The organism is Paracoccus acridae, from assembly GCF_014642735.1.
GTDB lineage: Bacteria > Pseudomonadota > Alphaproteobacteria > Rhodobacterales > Rhodobacteraceae > Paracoccus > Paracoccus acridae.
This window is the reverse complement of sequence record NZ_BMIV01000002.1, coordinates 428560-445340: the sequence shown is the minus strand read 5'-3', so window position 1 is coordinate 445340 and position 16781 is coordinate 428560. Positions and strand designations below refer to the sequence as shown.

Sequence of the window (16781 nt, the reverse complement as noted above, 5' to 3'; positions counted from 1 at the left end):
CGCCGAACGAAGCAGAGGAGGCCTTCTACGCAAGCTTGAACGCAGCCGAAAAAGCAGCCTAATCATTGAACCACAAACTCTCCGGTAAACCCGGGGCGGTTCAGACTCCGTTTTACTGCAAATTCCAGCCCATCATTCCTTTAGTAGATATGACATCTTGTACTGCAAAACCGCCGATGGACTGACTTTGCCCGCGGTGATGGATCGGCCTTCCCCGCTGAGGTGGTTCATTTCCAGTCTTAGTGTATGTCCGGCGGCGGTAAATGGGACTGTAGGACCGTTATGTGATTCAGAGTAGCTCATAGTCCGTCACTCGTTGAAGGCAGCCGTGCTGATCCCCTGCTCGCGCCAAAGCCCGGCACGTGCAGCCGCCTTTGGCTAAGTGCAGCACGCGTATGATCTGAGGCTTGGCGAAACAGTTCTCCTCATCGGCGTCCCTTGGACCGTCTTATTGAGACACCTCTCCTTCCGTATCCTTCGGCCGCAAGGGGAATACCCTAAGATCCGGCGCTGGCAGCCAAGCTTGTGTTGGTGGCCGCGATCTCTACTGTGTGCAGGAGGAACGAGGGTCGGACGAAATGGAAAAGCGGCTTCTTTCGGAGCGGGATATATGCAGCAAGTATATCCTGCCGGCGTTGGTAAGCGCGGGCTGGGATCTGCAAACTCAAATCGCTGAAGAACGCACGCTTACCGCCGGTCGCATCGTGGTGCGTGGAAAGCTGGTCGCGCGGGGCCAGAAGAAGAGGGCTGACTTCGTTCTTTACCTGAAGCCGAGTATTCCGATCGCCGTCATTGAAGCAAAAGATAATCGCCATGCAGCGAGCGACGGAATTCAGCAGGCCCTCAGCTACTCCAAGATGCTGCGCGTGCCTTTCGCGTTCTCTTCGAACGGAGAGAGCTTTGTCTTCCACGACGCGACCGGCCAATCTCACCAGACCGAAACCGAAGTCAGCCTCGACAGCTTTCCATCTCCCGACGAGCTTCGAGCGAAGTTATTGGCGTGGAAAGGACTCACTGAAGCAGAGGCAGGTACGGTCCTCCACCCTTATTTTGATAGCGGGAAAGAGCCTCGCTACTACCAAATGAACGCTGTCAATGCGTCCTTGGAGGCGATCGCGAAGGGTCGGAAGCGGCTGTTGCTCGTCATGGCGACTGGCACCGGGAAGACATTTACTGCCTTCCAGATCATCTGGCGCTTGTGGAGGTCAGGCAAGAACAAGCGGGTCCTGTTTCTGGCAGACAGGAATGTTCTCGTGGACCAGACGATGGTGAACGACTTCCGTCCATTCATCGGATCAATGGCGAAGCTGTCAACTCATTCAAAGACCATCGAGCGCCCGAATGGCACACACGAAAAGCTGGCCGTGGCCATAGACCGGCGTCGACGCATTAATACCGCCTACGAGGTGTACCTCGGTCTTTACCAAGCGCTCACAGGGCCGAACGAAAGCCAGAAGATCTACCGCGAGCTCAGCCCCGACTTCTTTGATTTGATCATCATCGATGAGTGCCATCGCGGCAGCGCGGCTGAGGACTCGGCGTGGCGGGAGATACTCGAACATTTTTCGGATGCGACGCAGATTGGCCTCACGGCGACACCGAAGGAAACCGAATATGCGTCCAACATCAACTACTTCGGCGAGCCCGTCTATTCTTATACCTTGAAGGAAGGCATCAAGGACGGTTTTCTCGCGCCCTACAAGGTCATCAAGTGTCATTTGGATCGGGATGTCGAAGGCTATCGTCCGGAACCGGGGCAACTCGACCGAAACGGCAGCGAAGTTGAGGACCGTATCTACAACATCAAGGACTTTGACCGAACGCTCGTCATCGACGACCGCACCAAACTCGTTGCGCAGCGCGTCACCCAGTTCCTGAAGGAAAGCGGCGATCGGATGCAGAAGACGATCATCTTCTGCGTGGATCAGGAACACGCCGGCCGCATGCGGCAGGCGCTAATCAACGAGAACCAGGATCTCGTCACCAAAGACTCCCGCTACGTCATGCGGATCACCGGGAACGACAAGGACGGGCTGAACGAGCTGGCGAACTTTATCGACCCGGAGTCTGACTACCCCGTCATCGTCACGACATCGCGCCTCTTGAGCACAGGTGTCGACGCCCAGACCTGCCGTCTCATTGTTCTTGACCGAGAGATTGGTTCGATGACCGAGTTCAAACAGATCGTCGGTCGTGGGACGCGCATTCACGAAGACACCGGAAAATACTTCTTTACACTTATGGATTTCCGCGGCGCCACGTCGCACTTCGCTGATCCCGAGTTTGACGGCGATCCGGTTCAAATTTACCAGCCTGGCCCAGATGATCCTGTGATGCCGCCTGACGATGGAGGAACGTCGACAGGCAGGGACGTCAATGGCACCGAAACCATTGTAATCGATCCAGTCGCACCAGGGCAGCCAGGAGAGCCTGCTGGCCCTGATGATCTCGGCGGGGATCAGAGGCCTCGACGGAAGATCTACGTCGACGGGATCGGCGCGACTATTATCAAGGAGCGCGTGGAATATTTGGACGCGGACGGAAAGCTCGTCACCGAGACTTTGCGCGATTTTACCCGGAAGCACCTCACGCGCCGGTTTGCATCCATGGACGATTTTTTGCGCCGATGGCGGGCAGAGGATCGCAAGCAGGTCATTGTCGATGAGCTGGCCGAGGAGGGCCTCGACCTTGAGCTGATCGGCCGGGAAATCGACGCGGGTCTCGATCCCTTCGATCTCGTCTGCCACGTTGCATTCGGCGTCAAGCCTTTGACCCGTCGCGAGCGCGCGGAGAACGTCAAAAAGCGCGATGCCTTTACCCGGTATGGTGAGCAGGCGCGGGCTGTGCTTGAGGCTCTCCTTGACAAGTACGCGGACGAAGGTGTGCTGACCCTCGACGACACGAACATCCTTCAGATAAACCCGTTTTCTAACATGGGAACGCCCGTCGAACTCATGCGTGCCTTTGGCAAGAAGCCCGACTACCTGCGAGCGATTCATGACTTGCAGGGAGCTCTATACGAAGAAAGCGCTTGATGAAAAGAATTGGCGAAGAAAAGCTGACCTATATCGATCCGGAAACGGGGCACACTGAACGTGCGTGCAATAGGACCATTCGGAAGAGTGAAGCTATTCATGTGGAAAACTACCTCGATTTGGCAGACCGAGTAGCAGAGCTCCAATATCTTAATCCACAATACGTGATGATGTTTCGCGGCCAGCGCTTTGACCACAGAGACGGAACTGGTGCAACTACTCTTCGACCAAGTATTTTTCGCGGCGCAGATTTGCAGGTGCGTGACCACATTCTGATGCCGTTGTTCGATCGCTTGCAAAATGCCGAGCGACTTCTGGTAGATGCCTACCAACGGCGTCGGATCGAAAGACGCGAAGAAATTAGGAGATACCGAATCCTTCGCTGGTCTATCCTTCAGCATTATGAGATATGCGCCACCCCACTTCTGGACGTTACGCATTCATTGCGGATTGCTGTGTCTTTTGCGTCTGACAATAATAGAGATGAGGGATATGTATTTGTCTTAGGTATTCCACACTTGGCGGGAGCCATTACCACCAGTATTGATGCTGGACTTCAGGCAATTAGGCTTGCAAATGTCTGCCCTCCTCGCGCGCGACGACCCCACATTCAAGAAGGTTACCTGCTCGGAGAATTTCCTGACATTCAGGCCTACGAGCAAAAGCAGATGTACTCCGCTCATGAAGTTGATTTTGGTAGGCGCTTAATTGGCAAGTTCAAGTTTAACGTTTCTGACTTTTTGGCTGATCCGATTTTTCCGATCGTGCCGCATGATGCCCTGTATCCAAATAACGATGACAGGTTCGTCGAACTTGTGCATGAAATAAATCACAACCTTGGTGCGCAACCATGAGTATGAGAAACCTTGTTAAATCCATCCAGGACATTATGCGCAAAGACGTGGGCGTCGACGGTGATGCGCAGCGCCTGTCGCAGCTTGTCTGGATGTTCTTCCTCAAGATTATCGATGACCAAGATGAGGCGCTCGAATTCACGCGCGACGACTATGTCTCGCCTATCCCCATTCACTTGCAATGGAGGAACTGGGCCGCGGATCCTGAGGGTATTACCGGCGACGAATTACAAGACTTCGTCAACACGCAACTGTTCCCAACCTTGAAGGAGCTCCCGGCCACCTCACCCCGCGCTCGCGTAGTTCGTTCCGTCTTCGAGGATGCCTACAACTACATGAAATCTGGCCAACTTATGCGCCAAGTGATCAACAAGATCTCCGAGGTCGACTTCAACAGCCTGTCCGAGCGCCAGCATTTCGGCGACATCTACGAGCAGTTGCTCAACGACCTCCAGAACGCGGGCAACGCCGGCGAATACTACACTCCCCGCGCTGTCACCGCCTTCATGGTCCAGCAGATAGACCCAAAACCGGGCGAGATCTTGATGGATCCAGCCTGCGGCACGGGCGGCTTTCTGACGTGCGCCCTGCGCCATATGCGGGAACACTACGTAAAGCGCCCTGAGGATGAAGCGAAGATGCAGGCTTCGCTGCGCGCGGTGGAAAAGAAGCCACTGCCACACATGCTCTGCACGACGAACATGCTGCTCCACAACATCGAAGAGCCCTCCTGGGTAAAGCACGACAACACGCTGGCCCGTCCCCTCATCAGTTGGACCAAGGGCGAGCGCGTCGACATCATCCTCTCCAACCCACCTTTCGGTGGCAAGGAAGAGGACGGGATCGAGAATAACTTTCCGCAGTTCAAGACGCGCGAGACCGCCGATCTTTTCCTCGCCCTCATCATCCGGCTGCTGAATAAGAACGGCCGCGCGGCCGTTGTTCTCCCAGATGGCTCGCTCTTTGGCGAGGGGATCAAGACTCGTCTCAAGGAGCACCTGCTGACCGAGTGCAACCTGCACACCATTGTCCGGCTACCAAACTCGGTTTTCAAACCTTACGCCTCCATCGGCACCAACCTGCTGTTCTTCGAGAAGGGCTCGCCGACGGAGGAGGTCTGGTATTGGGAGCACCGGCTCCCAGAGGCGCAGAAATCCTACTCCATGACGAAACCGATCAGACTGGAGCATCTGGACAACTGCACCGCCTGGTGGGGCGGGCCGAAGCGAGCGGGACGCGTGGAGAGCGAGCGCGCCTGGAAGGTCTCCATCGACACAATTAGGGAGCGTGGCTTCAACCTCGACATCAAGAATCCCCATGTAGTCGAGGACGACTGGGGCGACCCGGAGACGCTGCTCAACGATCTTACCAAGACCGAGGCCTCGGTCGAAAGCCTGCGCGCGGAGCTGAAGTCAATTCTTGCTGAGGCGCTGGCCCGATGAACGCTCATAGCTTTTCGGACCTTGCACTCGGCCAACTTCGTGCCGCGAAAGCCGCGATGATTGAGGATGGCGAGATAAAGAAGATCCTGGAGGCTCAAGACGAAGTTCTTGCGCGCTACAGCCCGGCCTTCCAGCCTGGCCGGATCGAAGCCATAGAAGAGGACGTGCTGAGGTCCTTTCTCTACATCGAAAACAACCACCACTGGTCGGGTCTCAACCGTCAGGTAAACCGGGTCTGCGCCGACATGGCCGCCACCCGCGCAGCCCTGGCCGAGTTGGTTGATGAATCGCGCCCCATCGCCGCAAGGATGAAGTCCGCCACCGACATCAAAGGTATGGGAAAAGGCATCATCACAGCGATCCTGCATGTCGCATACCCAGACAGATATGGCGTCTGGAACAACACCTCGAACGATGGCCTGGTGGAACTCGGCCTGTTCCCTCAAGCTGAGCGTGGTGCCAGCTTCGGCGCGCGCTATGCCGCCGTAAACGACGTCCTCGTGGGACTTTCCCACGCTCTTGAGGTCGATCTCTGGACCCTCGATACCATTTGGTGGTTTCTGAACGCTGAAGAGGACGACGTGGGGCCGTCGATACCCTCTGTGGCTGAAGGCGTCCCGGCGGTTCCAAACGTCCGGACCGCCCGCTTCGCGTTAGAACGTCATCTGCACGATTACATATTCGACAATTGGGACATGCTGGACCTCGCACGCGACTGGGAGATTTACGCGCGCGATGGCGAACCCGAAGCAGGTTACGAGTTCCGAACACCGATCGGCCGTATCGACTTGCTGGCCCGGCACAAGCGGGATCGGCGCTGGCTGGTGATCGAACTCAAACGCGAAAAATCCTCCGATGCGGTGGTCGGACAGGTCCTCCGTTACATGGGCTGGGTGCAGCGGCACCTCGTGGAAAATGGCGAAACGGTCGAGGGCCTCGTCGTGGCCACCGAAGGCGATCCACAGCTTCACTACGCGCTCGACGTCGTTCCCGCCGTGTCTTTCAAGTCCTATGAGGTCGAGTTTCGCCTTAAAGCCGGGCCATCCTTCGCGGAGTTCGCCAGGCCATGAATGCCGATCGTCTTTTGGAAGTATACGAGCAGATCAGCGAGGCCCCCGACGCCATAGCGCGGCTGCGGCGGTTCGTGTTGGATTTGGCAGTGCGTGGAAAGTTGGTGGAGCAGGTTGCTGGGGATGAACCTGCTTCGAAGCTTCATTTTCGACTTTCGCAAGGGTTCAAGAATGCCAACAGGACTTCAGGCAGAGGCCGACGCTCAGAATCCGCCGGAATAGTCTCACAACCACCCTTCTCCGTTCCCCCCAACTGGACTTGGGCTGCTATGGGTGAACTTGGCCAGACCAACATCGGCCTAACATACTCACCTGCTGACGTTGGTGAGATCGGTATACCCGTCTTGCGCTCGAACAACGTGCAGAACGGCAAGATTGACCTTAAGAATCTGTTAAGGGTCAATGTTAATCCGAAAAATTCAGTTTTGGTTGCTGAGGGCGACCTTTTGATCTGCGCCAGAAATGGAAGTCGTGCGCTCGTCGGGAAGGCCGCAATTATAAATCAATTGCATGAACCTATGGCGTTTGGCGCCTTCATGGCATTGTTCCGCAGTCCACTTAACCCGTATCTAAATTTATTCTTGGCATCGCCAGTTTTTCGGCAGGTTATCGACGAAGTAAATACTACGACAATCAATCAAATCACGCAGTCTAACCTCAAATCGACTCTTGTTCCGCTCCCACCCCTCGCTGAACAACGTCGGATTGTCGCCAAGGTCGATGCGCTCATGGCGCTAAGTGATCGGCTGGAGGAGGCCCGGAAGACCCGCGAGGAGACGCGTGACAAGCTCACCGTCGCCAGCCTCGCCCGCCTGACTGCCCCCGACACCACCCCCAAGGACCTCACGGCCCACGCCGCCTTCGCCCTCGAAGCGCTGCCCGCCCTCACCAAGCGCCCCGACCAGATTAAGACCCTCCGCCAAACCATCCTCAACCTCGCCGTCCGGGGCAAGCTGGTTGAGCAGGACCCGGCGGATGAACCGGCATCGCATTTGCTCGCGCGGATGGTAAAGGAACGGAGGTCAACCATTGCGAGGCGAAAGATCAGGGGCGCAACGCCCCCGAAGGCACCGTCAGCCGAAATTGAAGGTTTTGATCTTCCCATTTCGTGGGAGCTATGCGCACTCGGGCAGATCACGCTGATCACCGATCCGAACCCGAGTCATCGCTACCCCGACTACACTGGTGGGACCGTGCCCATTCTCTCTACCCGTGAGTTCGCTGGAGACGGAGGATGGAACCCGGAAACAGCGAAGCTTACCACACAAGCGTTCTGGGAATTTCAGAAGGAAATTTGCGACTTCGCTCAAGGTGACATTATCTTCGCGCGAAAGGGTCGCTTGGGACTTCCACGTTTCCTTCCGTCTTTCGAGAAATTCACGTTCAGCCACACGCTATTCTCCATCAAACCGATGACAGGACTCTGTCCGTTTTACCTACTCTGGCTGCTTCGGCGCGATGAGGTGGTGGAATGGCTGACGAACGAGATGAACCAGAACACCGGCGTACCGACCCTCGGGAAAGCAAAGACCGAGCGGTTACCAATCCCCCTTCCACCCCTCCCCGAACAACACCGCATCGTCGCCAAAGTCGACGCCCTCATGGCTCTCTGTGACCAGTTGGAGGCCGCCCTGACCTCTGCCGACTCCACCCGATCCCGCCTCCTTGAAGCCCTTCTCCATGAGGCGCTGGAGCCAGAAACCAAAGTTTTGAAAGCCGCCGAATGACTCTCTCCCCGAACGACGCGGAGCGGAATCTTCTTGCCCGCAATGGCCAACCTGCCAAGCTCCCCACAGACTATGTCATCGGGTTTCGCACCAATGTTGGTCGCGTTCTTGCAATCCACCGTACTGCCCCAGTTACCGCAACGGTGATGGTCGCCTCATAGGCGGCATCGCTCCCGATCACTCGCCGGCGGGCCTTAGGCCGTAATTTGGGCCCATCGCGACGGAGTCAACACTTTGGGAGGCCATCGGGATTGTAAGTTTTCCGTTTCCAAGGATTATTCTCCTGGGCCTCACTCGCGCAGACTGAACGTTTGGAGCGCTTTCCGAACAGTCACATAAGCTGATCGTCGGCTTGCACCGGTGGCCTCCATCAAACATTCTGTCACCAAGGATACAGGCGGAAGGCTTCCTCGTTTCTGCAGTAACTCTGCGATGATCACTTCTGCCTTCAGCCGAGAAGCAGAAATCTGGGGGGACCTTCGCATTTGCCATGGAAAAGGCGCAGAGATTTCAACTATATACGAGTTCTCACTTTCATCTCTGTCGGCCCGCCACTTGTCCCTAAAAATTTTCAATTTTAACATCTTAGCGTTTAATCTGCTGCTATTATACAACCAGAGTGATCGGTTCGTACCGATTTACTGCGGATAAGGACACGTCAATGTAGGCTCCAGACCCACTGTCTTCGAGCGCTTTGCATGGTTCAGGCCCTGCAAGAAGACCTGATCCCTGAGCGATCTTTTCCAACTGATAGAAGTGCAGATGGAGCGCTTAAAGCCCTTCTTTCCAAAAGCCGTGACAAGCCTCGCGTCGATGATCGATGGGTGATCAGCGGCATGATCTTGTTCACCGCAAGGGGTTCTCCACTTCGACCCTCGCACAATGATACAGTCGGGAAAAGGCTCCGACACTTCATCAAACGCCGGGAATACTCTTTACCCTTTTTTTTGCACCCTCCATCCAATTCCCGATGTGCTGCTTAAATTCAAGGCACGCGCCGCCCCTCATCCTCTTTGCTGATTGACAGGTCTGTTCCTGCGGCCCTAGCTTGAGACATGTGCAAGGCAACTGAGCCATTACGCACAGATCTGACGACATCGACATAATGGCAATTCCGCCCTGGGCACTCGCTGCCTCAGGGCTGTTTTCACGTGGACATGAACTTGGAACGCACCTCACTTCAGATCGGTCTGCTGTTCTCAACCGAAGGGCCTTACGCCACGGTTGCTCAAGCACTTCTGAATGGGGCGATGCTGGCGTGCCGGGAGGTGAACGAGGATCCATCCTTGCACCTGCAGCTGGAGCCTCTGCACGTGAACCCTCGGGGACAACTGGACAACTACCGAGACGGAGTCCAGTCGATGCTGGATCGGGGCATTGTCCATATCTGCGGTTGCTATACCTCCTCCAGCCGCAAGGAGGTGCTGCCAATCATCGAGAAGCACGATGCGCTGCTGTGGTATCCCAGCCATTACGAAGGCTTCGAAACCTCGCAGAACGTGATCTACACCGGCTCCTCTCCAAACCAGCATCTGACGCCGCTTATTGGGTTTCTGTTCAAGGAATACGGCAGTACGGGCTATTGCATTGGGTCGAATTACATCTGGGCCTGGGAAAGCAACCGGGTCTTCCGCGAAGGCATTACGCGCCTGGGAGGACGGATCGCAGCCGAACGCTATGTGCCCATCGGGGAAACTGACTTAGACCAGTATGTCATCGAGATCCTGGACCTTCGGCCCGACTACATCTTCAATTCCCTGATCGGGTCTTCATCCTATGAGTTCCTGCGGCGCCTGCGCCGCGCCAGCGCTGCTGCCGGGATTGACCAGCCCCGGAGCATACCGGTGGCAAGCTGCACCTTGTCCGAACCAGAACTGCACGCCATCGGCGCCGAGGCGGCGGATGGACAGATCACCTCCAGCGTCTATTTCTCATCGATCCAAACGGCACGCAATGCTGACTTTGTCGCAGCATATCGCCGTGCGTTTCCGAATGGACCGGCCGCCTGCGCGGACGCAGAATCCAGCTATATTGCCATCCACCTGCTGGCACGCGCCGTCGCGCGGGCAGGCGACGAAGACATTGCAAAGGTTCGTGCCGCTGTGACTGCCTGCCGCTTCGATGCGCCGCAAGGACCGGTGATGATCGATCCAGCAACGATGCACGCCTATCTGACGCCGCATATCGGTATCTCGCGCGCAGATTTCGAATTCGACGTGTTGATCGAAAGTCCGGGGCCGGTGCGGCCGGACCCGTATCTGGTGCAGTGGTCGCGCACCACAGAACCGTCTTCCCTGCCCTCGCAACTGAGGATCGTGAAATGAAACAGCCCCGCGTGACGCAGAACTTCCGCGATTTCCGAGCTTCGATCATCACATCCGACAGCCGTAGCACGAATACATTGCAGATTGTTCTGCCGCGCCTTGGATTGACGGTCGATGCAATCCACCAGAGCTTGATCTTTGAGCCATCGGCTGGCCCCCGCGTGGCCTTCATTGACGGCGACATGGCGCTGCCTGCAGCGGGCGAGGAACCTGACATACCGGCTGATTGCGCCATTGTTGGTCTGGTCGGGTCAGAAGCACCCAGCCGACTGCGCGGGCTGGTCAGCCTTGGTGCACAGGCCTTCCTGACCAAGCCCATCCACAGCGGATCGGTCTATTCCGCCCTCTTTTTGGCGGTCAATTCCCTTACCCGCAGCATGGCGATGCAGGCCCAGATCGAGGAACTGAAGCAGCGGCGAAAAGGCCGCGCCCATGTCCTGCGCGCAGTGACCGACATGGTACTTCGTGACGGCATCGGCCCTGACCAGGCCTATGATCGCCTGCGTCGCAGTGCCATGCACGCCCGGCAGAGTGTCGAGGACTTCTGCGAGGGTCTGCGAGCTTCAAGATATAACGAGGACGAAGAAGCCTCGGCGACTGATGAAAGGCGACGCTGGGCCTGATCCCCACGTCGAGAACCAACAAGGAGTTGTCAATGTTGATCACGTCGAAAAGCGCCGCTTCGGCGCTCGGAGTTCTGTTGCTTGCCGGTGCCGCGTTCGGACAGGATGCCGAACCGATCAAGCTGGGTGTCCTGGAAGACCAGTCCGGCGATTTCGCCCTTGCCACGATCGGCAAGGTCCACGCGATCCAGCTTGCGGCAGAAGAAATCAATGCCGCCGGCGGCATCGACGGCCGCCCGCTGGAACTGGTCGAATACGACACCCAATCCGACAATACCCGCTTCCAGGAATTCATGCGCAGGGTGCTGCAGCGCGACAAGGTGGATGCCGTCTTTGCGGGATTTTCCTCGGCCTCGCGCGAGGCTTATCGGCCCATCGTCAACCAGTTCGACGGGCTGGCCTTCTACAACAACCAGTATGAAGGCGGAGTTTGCGACGCGAACATGATCGTCACGGGCGCCGTTCCGGAACAGCAGTTCTCGACACTATTGCCCTACATGATCGAGAACTATGGGCCCAACGTCTATACGATTGCGGCCGACTACAACTTCGGCCAGATCTCGGCCGAATGGGTGCGCAACATCGTCGCTGAAAATGGCGGCACCATGGTGGGCGAGGAATTCATCCCGCTGGGCGTGTCGCAGTTCTCTCAGACCATCCAGAACATCCAGGCAGCAAAGCCCGATTTCGTAGTGACGCTGCTGGTTGGAACGGCGCAGGCGTCCTACTACGAACAGGCGGGCGCCGCGAACCTGGGCCTGCCGATGGCATCCTCGGTGAACGTGGGCCAAGGCTATGAACACAAGCGCTTCACGCCGCCCAGCCTCAAGGACATGTATGCGACGGTGAACTATGTCGAGGAAGTCGACACCCCCGCCAGCAAGGAGTTCGTCGAGAAGTTCCGCGCGAAGTTCCCCGACGAGCCCTATATCAACCAGGAGGCCAGCAACTCCTACGCCGCCGTCTATCTCTACAAGCAATTGGTCGAACGCGCGAAATCGACCGACCTGGCCGAGATCCGCAAGGTCATCGCCGAAGGGGATGTCTGCGTGGATGGTCCCGGTGGCCAGATGTGCATCGACCCGAAAAGCCAGCACGTCTCGCACACGATCCATCTGGCGCATGTCACCGAAGATCACTCGGTCGAGTTTCCGACCAAATGGGACGCGATCCAACCCTATTGGCTGGGCGAGGCGGGCTGCGATCTGACCGTCAGCGACCCCAGTGAACAGTACACGCCGTCGAACCCGCCCCCGGCCAACGGCTGACCTGTCCGGGCGGCCCGCCCGCCCGGACGCCACCACACCAAAGGGGCCGCCTTGTGGACATCTTCAATCTGATCTTCAGCTTTCTTTACCAGTTTGGCGATGCCTTTGCCTTTCTGGTCCTCAGCGCCTGCGGGCTGGCCGTCATCTTCGGCATGATGGGCGTCATCAACCTTGCCCATGGCGAATTCATCATGTGCGGGGCCTATGTCTCGACCAGTGCGGTCCATGCGGGCCTGCCTCTGCCGCTTGCGATCATCGCGGGCGCCGTTGCCGCGGGCATCGCTGGCATGATCGTCGAACTGGTCGTGATCCGCCCGCTGTATCAGCGTCCGCTGGACACCATCGTCGCGACCTGGGGCATTTCCATGATCGTGACCCAGGGAACGCTGATCGTCCTTGGTCCCAGCATGCAGGGCGTGGGCACCCCCTTCGGCAGCTTCACGATGGGCGGCTATTCTTATTCCATCTACAGGGTCATCCTGATGATCGCCGCTATCGGCACGTTGGCCCTGTTGTGGCTGATGTTCACGCGCACGCGGTTCGGCCTTCTGTCGCGCGCCACGATCCAGGTCCCCCATGTGGCCGAGGCCATGGGCGTCAACACCAACCTGATCTACAGCCTGACCTTCGGCCTGGGTGCGGCCCTGGCCGGACTGGCGGGCGGGCTTTACGCGCCGACCATGACGCTGGTGCCCACCATGGGGGCGTCCTTCATGGTCGAGGCCTTTGTCACCGTCGTTGTCGGCGGGGCGGACATCTTCCTGGGAACGGCCCCTGCCGCCGCTATCCTCGGCATCATCAAGGCCGCGCTGACGGGCTGGCAGGGCCAGCTTGCCGGGCAGATCGGCCTTTTGATCGCCGTCATCATCGTCATCCGCATCCTGCCACGCGGGATCAGCGGCAAGATCCTGAAAGAAAGGGCCTGAGAATGGCCGAGACATCCCGGCTGCGCGGCATCCTGCGCCTGGTCGAGGGGCCGCAGACTCTTGGCCGAGGGCCAAAGTTCTGGGCGGGCTTCGCCCTTGTCCTGGCCTGTGCCTGCGCCTATCCGATGTTTGCCGACAGCTATGACGTTGGCAACAACGTCTACTTCTTCAACTGGCTGTTCATGGCCATGGGGCTCTCGCTGATCTGGGGCTATGGCGGATCGTTGAGCTTCGGGCAGACCGCCTTTTTCGGCATCGCGGGCTATTGCTACGGGGTGCTGACAATCAACCTGGGCGATGCCTACGGACTGACGCTGCTGTCGCTTGTGATGGCCGTGGGCTTCAGCGCATTCTTTGCGGCCGTCCTAGGCTACTTCCTGTTCTTCGGCCGCATCAATGGCGTGTTCCTTGGCATCGTGTCCCTGTCTGTGACCCTGGTGCTGGAACGCTTCATGGCTCAGACCGCAGGACCGCAGTGGGCAATCGGTTCGGCGCGGCTGAACGGGTTCAACGGCATGGGCAGCATGCCGTCCCTGACGATCCCCTGGCCCGGCGGAAGCATCGTCCTGTTCCCTGACCTGCCGCTGTATTACCTGACCCTTGCGCTGCTGGTGGTCGTCTATCTGGCCCTGCGGATGCTGGTGAATTCGCGCTTCGGCAATGTGCTGGTCGCAATCCGCGAGAATCCCCAGCGCGCCGAGATGCTTGGCTATGACATCCGCAAGTTCCAGTTGGGCGCATTTGTCATCGGCTCGTCCCTCGCCGGGCTGTCGGGGGTGCTTTACACCTCGTGGGGCAACTACATCACCCCCGCCTCGATGGGGATGACGGCCGCTGCCTTGCCCATTGTCTGGGTGGCGGTCGGCGGCCGCGGCGACCTGACCACCACGCTGGTAGGCACCTTGGCCGTACTGATCGTGTTCCAGATGCTGACGATCTATGGCAGCCAGTATGCCTTGATCGTCATGGGTGTTCTGCTTGTCGTCACGGTGCTGGTTGCTCCGCGTGGCATTGTGATGGGCATCGTGGACGCATCACGCCGCCTGTTCCGCCGGAAGGAGGCGCGCTGATGACCATTCTGGAAACCCGCAAGCTGAACAAGCATTTTGGCGGCCTGCATGTCACCGGGAACGTGGATTTCACCCTCCAAACCGGAGAGATGCATTGCCTGATCGGCCCGAACGGTGCGGGCAAGAGCACCTTCTTCCGCCTGATCCTGGGCGAACATCAGCCTGACAGCGGCCAAATCCTGTTTGCGGATGAGGATATCACCCGCGCCAAGCCGTTTCAGCGCATCCGCAAGGGGATCAGCGTCAAGTTCCAGGTTCCCGGCATCTTCAAGGAACTCAGCACCCGCCAGAACCTTGTCATCGCCCTGCAGCACCATGTTCCTGCCGGCGATCTGACCGAGGAAGTTGATCGGCTGCTGGAATTCCTGAAGCTGTCGCAGGATCACACCCAACTTGCCGGCAATCTCAGCCACGGCCAAAAGCAGTGGCTGGAAATCGGAATGGCGATCGCCTTGAAGCCGCGCCTGCTGTTGCTTGACGAGCCGACTGCAGGAATGACGCCCGACGAGACCCACGCCACGGGCGAGATGCTGCACCGGCTGAATGCCGAGGGCATGACCGTGCTGGCAGTGGAACACGACATGGCCTTCGTGCGCCAGATCGCCCATCGGGTGACCGTGCTGCATCTGGGCAAGGTTTTCGCCCAAGGCAGCATCAACGAGATCACCGCCGACCCCCGGGTCGCCAAGATCTATCTGGGAGAGGTCCATGCCTGAACCGCTTCTGCAAACATCTGCACTGAACGGCGGATATGGCGGCAAGCCAGTTCTGCAAGGCGTCGACATCGATGTGAAGGAAGGCGAGATCGTCGCCATCATCGGTCGCAATGGCGTGGGCAAGTCCACCCTGATGAAAACGCTGATCGGGCTTCTGCCAAGCCAGCGTGGAGAGATCCGGGTGAAGGGCCGGCAGGTCGACGGCCTTTCGGCGCATCGCCGCGCGCGCCTTGGGATCGGCTATGTCCCCCAGGGTCGGGATGTCTTTCCGCGCATGACCGTGCTGGAAAACCTGATGGTCGGCCAGTCGATTTCCGGCCGCAAGCTGGATGGCAAGCTTGAGGAAGTCTATCACTACTTCCCCATCCTGCAGGAACGCGCCCACCAGCGCGCAGGCACAATGTCGGGCGGCCAACAGCAGCAGCTTGCCATCGGCCGTGTGCTGATGGGCGGGCCGTCTCTGGTCCTTCTGGACGAACCCTCAGAAGGCATCCAGCCCAACATCGTCCAGTCAATCGCCCGGATCATGGTGGAGCTGAACGCCAAGACCGGCCTCAGCGTCGTCTTTGTCGAACAGAACATCGACATGATCCGCGCCATGGCACAACGCTGCTATGTCATGGACAAGGGCCGCATCACCGCCGCGCTGACTCGCGCCGACCTGGACGATCAGGACCTCATCCGCAGCTATCTGTCCGTCTGACCCATCCAAGAAAGGTATTCCCATGAGCTGGTTCGAAGACTCCATCATGGCCCGCAAGGGTGTCGCAAAGGGCGAAGTGCGGGCCGAAGCATCGCTGACCGAAGCGCAGCAGGGCAGCTATCACTACGTCTACAGCGCGGCCATCCCGCCGGTCCTGAAGATTGACCCTGGCACGGTCCTGACCTGCGAAACCCATGACGCCTTCGAGGGGGCGATCACCTCTGAATCCGACACGCCTACCGAGAAGCTGAACTTCCCGTTCCTCAATCCGCAGAACGGACCGGTCTGGATCAACGGCGCGGAAAAGGGTGATACGATCGCTGTCCACATCGACAGCATCGTCCCACGTGGTCCCCAGCCACGCGGCACCACCGTCATCATGCCCGAGTTCGGCGGCTTGGTGCCCACGGCGGACACCGCATTGCTGACGGCGCCCCTGCCCGAACGCGTGCGCAAGCTGCATGTCACCGCCGAGGAAGGCACCGTCTGGAACGACCGCATCACCCTGCCTTACGAGCCCTTCATCGGCACGATCGGCACCGCCCCGCAGATCGAGGCCATCTCCTCGCTGGTGCCGGACTATTATGGCGGCAACATGGACCTGCCGGACGTGGCGCCTGGCGCGGTCGTCTATCTGCCCGTCCAGACCGAAGGCGGGTTCCTGTTCCTGGGCGACTGCCATGCCGCCCAAGGCGACGGCGAATTGTGCGGCGTCGCGATCGAACACCCGACCGTCACCACCGTCCGTGTCGATCTGATCAAGGGCTGGACCATCAAGACCCCGCGGCTCGAGAACGAGAAATTCTACATGACCATCGGTTCCTCGCGCCCGATGGAAGACGCCGCCCGCGGCGCCTATCGCGAGCTGATCCGCTGGATGGCCGCCGACTTCGGCTTTGACGAGATCGACGCCTATATGCTTCTGACGCAGTGCGGCCGGATCCGGCTGGGGAACATGGTGGATCCGAAATACACGGTGGGCGCCTCGGTCCTGAAATCCATCGTTGGAATCGCCCGATGAAG

General features: G+C 58.5%; 13 protein-coding genes. All 13 read left to right on the top strand.

Features of this window, described 5'->3' with window-relative positions; genetic code table 11:
* Window positions 1-578: 578 nt before the first annotated feature.
* The 13 genes from hsdR to IEX25_RS05255 all read left to right on the top strand — a co-directional run bounded on the left by hsdR (window position 579) and on the right by IEX25_RS05255 (window position 16779).
* Complete coding sequence (gene hsdR / locus IEX25_RS05315) at window positions 579-3035, top strand: EcoAI/FtnUII family type I restriction enzme subunit R (RefSeq protein ID WP_188714305.1); 2457 nt, start codon at window positions 579-581, stop codon at window positions 3033-3035.
* Window positions 3035-3889 carry an FRG domain-containing protein gene (locus IEX25_RS05310; protein WP_188714304.1) on the top strand — a complete coding sequence of 285 codons (855 nt, stop codon included), beginning with the start codon at window positions 3035-3037 and terminating at the stop codon, window positions 3887-3889. Before hsdR ends, IEX25_RS05310 begins: the two co-directional genes overlap by 1 nt.
* Window positions 3886-5331 carry a class I SAM-dependent DNA methyltransferase gene (locus IEX25_RS05305; RefSeq protein ID WP_188714303.1) on the top strand — a complete coding sequence of 482 codons (1446 nt, stop codon included), beginning with the start codon at window positions 3886-3888 and terminating at the stop codon, window positions 5329-5331. The genes IEX25_RS05310 and IEX25_RS05305 overlap by 4 nt, the downstream gene beginning before the upstream one ends.
* Window positions 5328-6401, top strand: a complete 1074-nt coding sequence (locus tag IEX25_RS05300; RefSeq protein ID WP_188714302.1) for an endonuclease NucS domain-containing protein — start codon at window positions 5328-5330, stop codon at window positions 6399-6401. The genes IEX25_RS05305 and IEX25_RS05300 overlap by 4 nt, the downstream gene beginning before the upstream one ends.
* Window positions 6398-8128, top strand: coding sequence for a restriction endonuclease subunit S (locus IEX25_RS05295; RefSeq protein WP_188714301.1), 1731 nt, complete (start codon window positions 6398-6400; stop codon window positions 8126-8128). Before IEX25_RS05300 ends, IEX25_RS05295 begins: the two co-directional genes overlap by 4 nt.
* Window positions 8129-9285: 1157 nt before the next feature.
* Window positions 9286-10452 (top strand): transporter substrate-binding domain-containing protein, encoded by a 1167-nt coding sequence (locus IEX25_RS05290; RefSeq protein ID WP_229665055.1) that lies wholly within the window; start codon window positions 9286-9288, stop codon window positions 10450-10452.
* The gene (locus IEX25_RS05285) at window positions 10449-11075 is read left to right on the top strand and encodes an ANTAR domain-containing response regulator (protein ID WP_229665054.1); all 627 of its coding nucleotides are present in this window, start codon (window positions 10449-10451) and stop codon (window positions 11073-11075) included. Before IEX25_RS05290 ends, IEX25_RS05285 begins: the two co-directional genes overlap by 4 nt.
* A 32-nt stretch (window positions 11076-11107) precedes the next feature.
* Window positions 11108-12343, top strand: coding sequence for an urea ABC transporter substrate-binding protein (locus IEX25_RS05280; protein WP_103171010.1), 1236 nt, complete (start codon window positions 11108-11110; stop codon window positions 12341-12343).
* Between the two features lie 53 nt (window positions 12344-12396).
* Window positions 12397-13269, top strand: coding sequence for an ABC transporter permease subunit (locus tag IEX25_RS05275; protein WP_103171009.1), 873 nt, complete (start codon window positions 12397-12399; stop codon window positions 13267-13269).
* A 2-nt stretch (window positions 13270-13271) separates the two neighbouring features.
* Window positions 13272-14339 (top strand): ABC transporter permease subunit, encoded by a 1068-nt coding sequence (locus IEX25_RS05270; protein ID WP_188714299.1) that lies wholly within the window; start codon window positions 13272-13274, stop codon window positions 14337-14339.
* Window positions 14339-15055 carry an ABC transporter ATP-binding protein gene (locus IEX25_RS05265; protein ID WP_188714298.1) on the top strand — a complete coding sequence of 239 codons (717 nt, stop codon included), beginning with the start codon at window positions 14339-14341 and terminating at the stop codon, window positions 15053-15055. The genes IEX25_RS05270 and IEX25_RS05265 overlap by 1 nt, the downstream gene beginning before the upstream one ends.
* Window positions 15048-15758, top strand: a complete 711-nt coding sequence (locus IEX25_RS05260; RefSeq protein ID WP_103171006.1) for an ABC transporter ATP-binding protein — start codon at window positions 15048-15050, stop codon at window positions 15756-15758. Before IEX25_RS05265 ends, IEX25_RS05260 begins: the two co-directional genes overlap by 8 nt.
* Window positions 15759-15780: 22 nt before the next feature.
* The gene (locus tag IEX25_RS05255) at window positions 15781-16779 is read left to right on the top strand and encodes an acetamidase/formamidase family protein (protein ID WP_188714297.1); all 999 of its coding nucleotides are present in this window, start codon (window positions 15781-15783) and stop codon (window positions 16777-16779) included.
* The last annotated feature ends 2 nt before the right edge of the window (window positions 16780-16781 follow it).